This is a genomic window from Stenotrophomonas maltophilia group sp. Smal17 (genome assembly GCF_030237045.1).
Taxonomy (GTDB): Bacteria; Pseudomonadota; Gammaproteobacteria; order Xanthomonadales; family Xanthomonadaceae; genus Stenotrophomonas; species Stenotrophomonas forensis.
Genome location: NZ_JASJSU010000136.1, coordinates 1 through 8,574 on the forward strand (window position 1 = coordinate 1; position 8,574 = coordinate 8,574).

General features: G+C 66.5%; 10 protein-coding genes. All 10 read right to left on the minus strand.

All coding sequences use genetic code 11. The features are described from left to right. Window positions 1–311: 311 nt before the first annotated feature. Window positions 312–791, minus strand: coding sequence for a hypothetical protein (locus QRO93_RS20595; RefSeq protein ID WP_180881056.1), 480 nt, complete (start codon window positions 789–791; stop codon window positions 312–314). Between the two features lie 140 nt (window positions 792–931). Continuing rightward, window positions 932–2,437, minus strand: coding sequence for a sigma-54 dependent transcriptional regulator (locus tag QRO93_RS20600; protein WP_053449673.1), 1,506 nt, complete (start codon window positions 2,435–2,437; stop codon window positions 932–934). Then, a complete protein-coding gene (locus QRO93_RS20605) occupies window positions 2,434–2,811 on the minus strand; it encodes a response regulator transcription factor (protein WP_010485922.1) in 378 nt (125 codons plus the stop codon). The genes QRO93_RS20600 and QRO93_RS20605 overlap by 4 nt, the downstream gene beginning before the upstream one ends. 14 nt (window positions 2,812–2,825) lie before the next feature. After that, entirely contained in the window at window positions 2,826–4,235 is a 1,410-nt protein-coding gene (gene rpoN, locus QRO93_RS20610) for an RNA polymerase factor sigma-54 (protein WP_053449674.1), read from the minus strand. Between the two features lie 270 nt (window positions 4,236–4,505). Next, window positions 4,506–5,138, minus strand: a complete 633-nt coding sequence (locus QRO93_RS20615) for a response regulator transcription factor (RefSeq protein WP_005413261.1) — start codon at window positions 5,136–5,138, stop codon at window positions 4,506–4,508. Window positions 5,139–5,230: 92 nt separating this feature from the next. Continuing rightward, window positions 5,231–5,809, minus strand: a complete 579-nt coding sequence (locus QRO93_RS20620; protein ID WP_053511008.1) for a PilZ domain-containing protein — start codon at window positions 5,807–5,809, stop codon at window positions 5,231–5,233. After that, window positions 5,806–6,099 carry a hypothetical protein gene (locus tag QRO93_RS20625; RefSeq protein ID WP_006443673.1) on the minus strand — a complete coding sequence of 98 codons (294 nt, stop codon included), beginning with the start codon at window positions 6,097–6,099 and terminating at the stop codon, window positions 5,806–5,808. Before QRO93_RS20625 ends, QRO93_RS20620 begins: the two co-directional genes overlap by 4 nt. Continuing rightward, window positions 6,096–6,512 carry a flagellar export chaperone FliS gene (gene fliS, locus QRO93_RS20630; RefSeq protein ID WP_053449676.1) on the minus strand — a complete coding sequence of 139 codons (417 nt, stop codon included), beginning with the start codon at window positions 6,510–6,512 and terminating at the stop codon, window positions 6,096–6,098. The genes QRO93_RS20625 and fliS overlap by 4 nt, the downstream gene beginning before the upstream one ends. 128 nt (window positions 6,513–6,640) lie before the next feature. Next, window positions 6,641–8,059: a flagellar filament capping protein FliD gene (gene fliD / locus QRO93_RS20635; RefSeq protein WP_006443677.1), complete on the minus strand. Its 1,419-nt coding sequence runs from the start codon at window positions 8,057–8,059 to the stop codon at window positions 6,641–6,643. Window positions 8,060–8,500: 441 nt separating this feature from the next. Further along, the coding region (locus QRO93_RS20640; RefSeq protein ID WP_185695500.1) for a flagellin at window positions 8,501–8,574 on the minus strand (74 nt) is incomplete at its 5' end.

Below are 8,574 nucleotides of genomic sequence, written 5' to 3' on the forward strand. Positions count from 1 at the left end.
CCCCCGCAACCGGACCCGCCCCGCCTTCGACAGATCTCCGCGATCTGTCGGAATTGCATGGGCTGCTCTTGGTGGGTGTCGACCTTGGTCGACACATTCTGGTCGGCATGGGTTCTGAGCCCGATCGACGCGCCATTTAACCGGCGTCGGTTTTCTGGCCTGGGGCTGGAGGGGCTGGTGGCCGGAATTCTGGCGCTGGGAAATACAAAGGGGTCGGAGCACTTTCCGATGGAAAGGGATCTGCCCCTGGCTGTGCCTGCAAGCCGGCCGATTTGGCCGGTGCGCGTTCGACGCCGCGACTTCGTTCCGGACTAACCAGCGCTACGGCTGTTCGGAAAGCCGTCCTTCACCTCTTGGAGCCAAGCCTCGAAGAAATGGCTGGGTAGGAGATCTTCGGTATTGGAGAAATGAAGGTCATGGCTGAACTTGATGCTCAGCTTTCCGGTAACCGCGTCCAAGTGTGCCTTCAGCTGGGTAGGAGGCTCCCGCTCATGACTTTCATGAAGCTCAAGCAGGCGGTCAAAGTCGTCCAGAACGAAATCCAGCAAAGCGAAGCTACGGTCTCGCGAAAGGTCGAATTGCTGCCCTCCTTGGGCGGCTGGAGAGTCGTTCAACTGGTGAATCCTGTAGATGCCACCGCCTATTTCATAGAAGACGTTTGCTGAGGAAGTCCCATCCTCCGCAGCGCCGTAAAGGTAGACCCCATCCACGCGATTCTCTCCGTACTCCAGGCAAACGCCGAGCATGGATTCCAGTATTTCCTGCATGGAGCTTTCAAATGTCTCGCTCATGGCATTCATCGGTGGCAATCGCAACCCCTGAGGCTATTGCGTCCCGGCGCGAAGCGCATTGGGAATAGTTGCAAATCCCACAAACACCAACGCCCGGGCAAGCCCAGGCGTTCGTGCCCCCTTCATGCTGGAAACGCGGTTCAGCCGGCCAGTTCGGCCTGCTCGCGTTCGATGCCGTACTTGCGCAGCTTTTCCACCAGGGTGGTGCGGCGCAGGCCAAGCAGCTGGGCGGCGTGGGCGACCACGCCCTGGGTGCGTTCCAGTGCTTCGTTGATCAGGCCCAGTTCGATGTTGGCCATGTGGTTGCGCAGATCCATGCCCTCGTCGGGCAGGGCGGCCGGTGCTGCTACACGATTGACGGCGATGCCATGCTCCAGCGCCGGCTGGTTGCCGCTGCCCGGGGTATGGAACGAGAAGCTGCGCAGGTCCAGGCGTTCTTCGCTGGCGACGGACTGCACCGGTGCCGGCGCGGCCACTGCTGCCAGCGCGGCGTCGCCCCGGTAGCGGGCCGGCAGGTCCTGCACGCGCACCGAGCCACCCGGGTGCAGCACCGCCAGGCGCTCGACCAGGTTGGTCAGTTCGCGCACGTTGCCCGGCCATTCGTAGCCGGCCAGGGCCTGCAGGGCTTCTGCGGTGAAGCGCACTTCGCCACGGCCGGTACGCGCCAGCTGCGCGGCGATGGTTTCCACCAGCGCCGGCAGGTCCTCGCGGCGTTCGCGCAGGGCCGGCACGTCGATCGGGAACACGTTGAGGCGGTAGAACAGATCCTCGCGGAACTTGCCTTCGGCAATGCGCGTTTCCAGGTCGCGGTGGGTCGCGGCGACGACGCGCACGTTGCAGCGGATGGTCTGGTTGCCACCCACGCGTTCGAAGCTGCGCTCCTGCAGCACGCGCAGCAGCTTGACCTGCATCGGTAGGCTCATGTCGCCGATTTCATCGAGCAGCAGGGTGCCGCCCTCGGCCATTTCGAAACGGCCCTTGCGCGCGGTGAGCGCACCGGTGAAGGCGCCCTTTTCGTGACCGAACAGTTCGCTTTCCAGCAGGTCGGCCGGAATGGCGCCGCAGTTGATCGCCACGAACGGGCCGTCACGGCGCGGCGAGCGCTGGTGGATGGCGCGCGACACCACTTCCTTGCCGGTACCCGATTCGCCCAGCACCAGCACGGTGGTATCGAACGCAGCGACCTGCTCGATCATGGTGCGCAGTTCGGTGACGGCCGGGCCGTTGCCGGTCGGTCCCTGCTCCTGCACGGCACCGGCCTGGTGCTCGGCGTCCAGGCGCTTGAGGCTGGCGCGACGCAGCAGGGCTTCCATCTGGGCGTGGCGCAGCGGGGTCTCCAGCGGCCAGATGTTGGCCTCGTGCAGGCCATGCTGCTGCGCGAAGGCAGCGGCATCGCCGTCGGCCAGCAGCACCGGCGGCGGCAGGCTGCTGCCGCCGAGCCAGTGATACAGCGCAGTGCTGGCGGCGCTGTCATCCAGGCTACCGACGATCACCGCCATCCAGTCGTTCTGGCGCTGGCGGCCCAGGTCGAAATCGGCCGCGTCGGAAACCCAGCGCGGGTTGAAGTCCATGAATTCCAGCAGGGCAACGGTGCGCTCGGCACGCACGGCGTCGTTGTCCAGTACAAGGATGCGCGATTCGCTCACGATCGATCCTCCCTGAGGCCTTCCAGGATCGGCATGACTTCCTGGATGTAGGACAGCTTGCTGACGAAATTGTCGGCGCCGGCGCGCAGCGCGTGTTCGCGGTGCTCGGCGTCGTCGAAGTGGCTGGCGATCACGATGTACGGCGCGTCGTCCTGCGACTTGATCAGGCGGGTGGCCTGCAGGCCGCCCATTTCCGGCATGGCCAGGTCCATCAGTACCACCTGCGGGCGCAGCGTTTCCGAGCGCTCGATCGCTTCCAGGCCGTTGCCGGCACTGCCGACGATCTGCAGCCAGTCGATCTTGCGGAAATGGCGCATCGCCGCGTTGATGAAGCCCTCGTGGTCATCGACCAGCAGGACCGTAAGCTTGTTCATGTCCAACATCCTTTTCAGCCCACCCGGGCCAGCTGCGGTTGCCTGGCGCCGAGCCGGCGCCGTTCTCGGGCCGGGGCGATGTCCAGTTGTTCCCGGTATTTTGCGACGGTTCGGCGGGCAATGTTCACCCCCTGGCGCGACAACAGCCCGGCGATCGCTTCATCGGCCAGCGGCCGGCCGGCTGGCTCGGCATCGATCAGGCGGCGGACCATGGCCTTTACCGCCTGGCCGGAGACGCTGGCGCCTTCCAGGCGCACGGCGAAGAAGTGCTTCAGTTCGAAGGTGCCGCGCGGAGTCTGCAGGAATTTGCCGGTGGTGATGCGCGAGACGGTGGACTCGTGCATGCCGATTTCCTCGGCCACTTCCTTCAGGGTCAGCGGCGCCATGGCCTCCTCGCCACGCACCAGGAAAGCGGCCTGGCGCTCGACGATCACCCGCGCGGTCCGCAGCAGGGTGTCGTAGCGCATCGACAGGCCGCGGCTGAACCAGCGCGCTTCCTGCAGCATTTCGCGCAGGGCCGGGGCGGCGTCGTTGCTGTCGGCCAGTGCCTGTTCGTACTGGCTGTTGATCGACACGCGGCGGCTGGTGGCCGGGTTCAGTGCCACCTTCCACTGCGCGTCGGCGTGCCAGGCGACCACGTCCGGTACCACCACGGCGTTGCGCTCGGGCAACAGGCTGTCGCCAGGGCGCGGCTGCAGCGAGAGGATCAGGCGCACCGCTTCGCGCACGTCGTCGATCTCGGCGTCGTGCTGGCGGGCGAGGGCGGGGTAGTCGTGCGCGGCCAGTGCGTCCAGCGCGCCGTCCAGGATGCGCGCGGCCAGGTGGCGAGCAGGCACCACGCCGTGCAGGCTGCGCAGCTGCGCCTGCAGGCCTTCGCGCAGGTCCTGCGCGGCCATGCCAGCCGGTTCGCCGTGCAGCAGCTGCTGGCGGATGGCCTCCACGCCGTCGGCGTCGATGTCGAACTGGGCGCTGGCCAGCAGCTGCAATTGGCCCAGCGGTGCCTGCAGGTAGCCGGCGTCATCGCAGTGGTCCAGCCAGAAGGCAGCAACGGCCAGCCCGCGGTCGTCCATGTCCAGCGACAGGCGCTGCAGCACGCGCAGCTGCGGATCGGTCGATTCACCGGCGGCGATGCGCGCCATGCGGTCGTCGTCGCCGTCCTGCCAGCTGGTGCCGGCCACGTCCCACATCGAGGATTCCGGCAGCTCGTCGAACGCGGCCGTCTCCAGCGTGGTGGTGCTGGCCTCGGTGGCCTCGGCGGCAGGGGCTTCGGCCTCTTCGATCTCCAGCAGCGGGTTGGAGTCGAGCAGGCGCTGGATTTCCTGTTCCAGGTGCAGGCCATCGAGCTGCAGCAGCCGGATCGACTGCAGCAGCTGCGGGGTGAGGTGAAGTTGTTGGCCCAGCTGGGTCGAGAGTGCAGCCTTCATCGTGGTTCCCCGGCACCGCTCCCCGGCGCCTTGTGGAACGCATCTTGCTTTTGATCCGACGGGGGTGGAATCGGGGGGTTCCTGAGGGCTTTCGTGGATCTCCCGACAGGATGTAAGGGTTTCCCCTACATTGGCGCGGGATGTTGACGAAGGCCGTCGCCAAGTCATTGATTCGTGGTGGCGGCCCTGCCGCGTCTGCTACGCGGCGTGTACGGATTCCTGTCGGGGCCTGTCAGAGCGACGGGATTTCGTCGCCGCCGGTATGCCGATTCACTCCAGCTCGTGCTGGTGGCGGGCGGCCAGCAACAACAGATCATTGGCGCGGCGGCAGCCCAGCGACTCCATCATGCGTGCGCGGTGGGTCTCCACCGTCTTGACGCTGATGCCGAGGTCAGCGGCGATTTCCTTGTTGCTCTCGCCCTTGCCGATGCGGCGCAGGATCTCGCGCTGGCGCGGCGACAGCGCGGCGATGCCGGTGGGCTTCTCGCGGCCCAGCATGGGCGCCAGCATCTTGGCCGAGATCTGCGGGCTGAGGAACACCTGGCCGGCGTGCGCGGCACGCAGGGCCAGTTCCAGCTCCTGCGGCGCGGCATCCTTCACCACGAAACCGACCGCGCCGCGATCCAGTGCATCGCGCACATGCGCGGCATCGTCGTGCATGGTCATCATCACCACCCGGGTACCGGGCGCGCGCAGGCGGATGTCACTGAGCGCTTCCAAGCCGGTGCGGCCGGGCAACGACAGATCCATCAGCACCACATCCGGCGCATGCTGCAGGGCCAGCTGCAGCGCCTGTTCGGCATTGCTGGCCTCGGCAACCAGCTGCACGTCGGCAAACCCCTGCAGCAGCCGCGCCAGGCCGGCGCGGACCAGGGTGTGATCGTCGACGATGAGAACTCGCACAGGCACGCAACTGGTCCGTGTAGGGGAGTCCACCTTAACTTAGCTGAACGGGCGCGCCAAGCGTTGCCTGTCCTGCACCGCAATGGTGGGTTTCAGCGGGCCCGGCGAGCCTCGGCCACCTGGCGGCGGTGCAGGCGGAACAGGTGCCGCTCCATGGCCATTTCCAGGCCGTCGCCGAGGCGTTGGAAGCGCAGCCAGAGATAGTGGCCACCACCGCCGTCGGCGGCTTCGGCGATCACTTCCACCGGCAGGTCGATGTGGTCGGGTAGCCAGTCGCTGGGCTGCAGCCGCACCAGCCCGGCCTGGCCAGGCGTGGCGCCGCTGCGCGGGCCCAGCTGCAGGCGGATGCCGCGGCGTGACCAGCGCACCGGGCGCAGGGTCAGTTCCTGGCCCTGCTGGCGAACCAGCCGGCCGAGCAACACCATCGCCAGGTCCAGCTTGGCCTCGAGCCGCTGCAGCTGCAGGCTGGCCTCGTTGCGGTCGTCATGCTCGTCAACGCGGCTGTCTTCCACCAGCGCCAGGCTGCGCAGCAGGCCTTCGGCGCTGCTGGTACGGCCGGCGGCACTGCCGGGCTGGAACTCGGCCGGCAGGGCCAGTTCGCAGCTGAGCGTTTCGTCGAACAGCTCGCTTTCGGCGGGGTGGTGCAGCGACGTTGTCGGCAGTTGTGTCATGCCAGCGATTCTGCCTGCAGGTAGGCATGCGCCGCGCGAAGAGAACGCTGTCCATCGTTCATCAGGGCAGCGACCGCGTCGCGGCGCTGGCGCAGCAGCCCGAGCAGGTTCTGCTGGCGTTCGAACAGTGCGCTCAGTGGCGCGTGGTCGGCCGCGGTGAGCGGCTGGCTGAGCAGGGCATGCAGGGCGCTGTCGTGGCCGTCGAGCAGGCTGTCGGCCTGGTCGAGGGCTTCTTCGCCCAGTGCCTTCTCGAACGCGTCCAGCTGCGCGTGCAGTTCGTGCAGGCTCATGGTGCCACTGCGGCCGGGCGGCGCTGTTCGTGCGGGATCGCGTTCCAGGCGCTGTCGATTTCGCCCAGCAGCTGCAGGGCTTCGTCCAGCGCTGCACGATCATTGTGCAGGTTGGCCTCGGTCAGGCGCTGCAGCACGTAGTCGTAGAGTGCCGACAGGTTGCCGGCAATCTCGCCACCGGCCTCATGGTCCAGCGAGCCGTTGAGGTGGCCGACGATCGCGCAGACTTCGCCGATCGCCTTGCCCTTGCCGGCCTGGTCGCCACGCTCGAGGCTGGCCAGGGCGCGGCGCACGCGCTCCAGCGCGCCAGCCAGCAGCATCGCCACCAGCTTGTGCGGATCGGCGTCGGCGACCGCACTGGTCACTCCCACCTGGCGATACTGTTCGGCATATTGACGGCTGGAACCGTACATTCGTGATTCTCCTTGCGCGGGGTGCCGCCGGGCGATCGAGGGGATCGTTGCCGGCGGCGCGGCGATGATTGCTGTTGCGTCCGTTATCGGTGCGTTGCACGCCAAACTTGAGCGTTGCGCGTAGACCTTCAGCGGTTCAGCTGTGCCAGCTGCTGCTGCAGCGACGTATTGCTCTGCTGCAGCTTGCCCATCAGGCTGTCCAGCGCGATGAACTGCTTCTTGTAGCGCTCTTCCACGCCCTTCATGCGCGTGTCCAGGTCCTTGCGGCGCTTGTCGATGTTGTCCAGCGTGGTGTTGAGGCCTTTGGTGCGGGCGACGAAGGCGCCTTCCTTGCCGACCGTGGTGCTGACATAGCCGTCGACCATGGTGTAGAGCGTGCCGGCACCGCCGGTGTCGCCGGTGATGGCCGAGCGGATCTTTTCAGGCTGGCTGGCCAGTGCGGCGGCAAACTTGGTGGTGTCGAGCACCAGGCTGCCGTCGGCGTTTGGATAACCGCGTGTCTGCAGGCCTAGTACCTTCGGGTCCAGGCCGTCGGCGGAAAGCTCCTTCAGCACGCCCGACATCATGGAACGCAGCTGGCTGGCAGCACCACGCATCTGCGCGTCGCCGGTCAGCGTGGCCGCTTCCTTGGTCTTGGCGTCGTACTTGGTTTCGGTGTTGATCGCTGCGATGGCCGCGTTGTAGGCGGTCACGAATTCCTGCATCACCTTGGTGGCGGCGGCCGTGTCGGTACTGATCACGACCGTACTCTTGCCGGGAACCTTCAGGTTCAGGGTCAGGCCAGGCACCGCATCTGCCACCGTATTGCTGGCGCTGACCACCTTGACGCCATCGATGGTCAGTTCGGCGTCCGCTGCAGCGGTGTTCTGTTTCAGGCTGCCGACCAGTGCGCCCAGCTTGGGATCACTGCCGCCGTACTCCAGCTTGATCGCATTGGCGGCACCGGTCTTCTCCTGGGCGATCGACAGGTACTGGTTGTCGCCGGAGGTGATCAGTGTGGCCTGCACGCCTTCCTTGCGGCCGGCGGCATCGATCTTGTTGCGGATGGTGGTCAGCGTGTCGCCGTCCTCCACCGCCACGTTCATGGTCTTGGCCTTGTCGCCCACGCCGACGGTCAGCGTCAAGGTTCCGGCGCCGAAGGTGTCGGTCTTCGGGAACGAGGTGTCGGCAATCAGCTTGTGCGCCGTGGCGAGGGATGTCACCTCCACCTGGTGCGTGCCGTTGGACGCGGCCGCCTTGGTCGTGCCCAGGTCGTACAGCGCCACCGATGCGGTCAGCACATCCTCGGTATTGGCGGGCTGCGCCTTGCCGCTGGCGGTCACCGTGCGGGTATCGAAGGCGGTGGTGGCCTTCAGCGCGGTCAGTGCAGTCTTCAGCTTGTCGAAGGCCGAGGTGACGGTGCCGATCGACGACAGCTGCATCTTGGCTTTGGACTGCTGCAGGTTCAGTGCATTGTCGGCCGGCTTGCGGTCGGCTGCGACCAGCTGGTTGACGATGCTGGAGATATCCAGTCCCGAGCCAATGCCACCGTATCCAAAGTCTGCCACGTCGTTTCTCCTGGTATACGGGCCTGGCCGTCGTGCGGTGGCCCGTCGTCAACGAAAATAGCGGCCTGTGCCGCTGGGTCTTGAGGACTTCGTTGATGCATGCGCCGTGCCAATGCTCTGGCGCGGGTTCTGGCACGCAGGTTGCAGGAGGGTTGGGGCAGGGTGCGGGGAGGTTCACCGCGGGCTGCCGGGAGTCTGCAAAAAACCCTCCCCCAATGCAGGGGAGGGATCAGGCTACTGACAATCGGGGGGAGACGAAGCCGCCCGGTACGTACAGTCAAAGGTACAGCGCTGAAAGAGAGGTCCGCAGGAGCGGGCGATGCCAAGCCGGTTCGGGAGGGTTCCCGGGCCGGGCATGGCCCGCGCCTTCGTGCACCGTGGCTTCCGGGTTGCCGCTGCCGTCGGTTCAATCCGACGGCAGCGGCGCCTTCTTGCCGTGGATCAGCGCAGCAGGCTGAGCACGCCCTGCGGCACCTGGTTGGCCTGGGCCAGCATGGCCGTACCGGCCTGCTGCA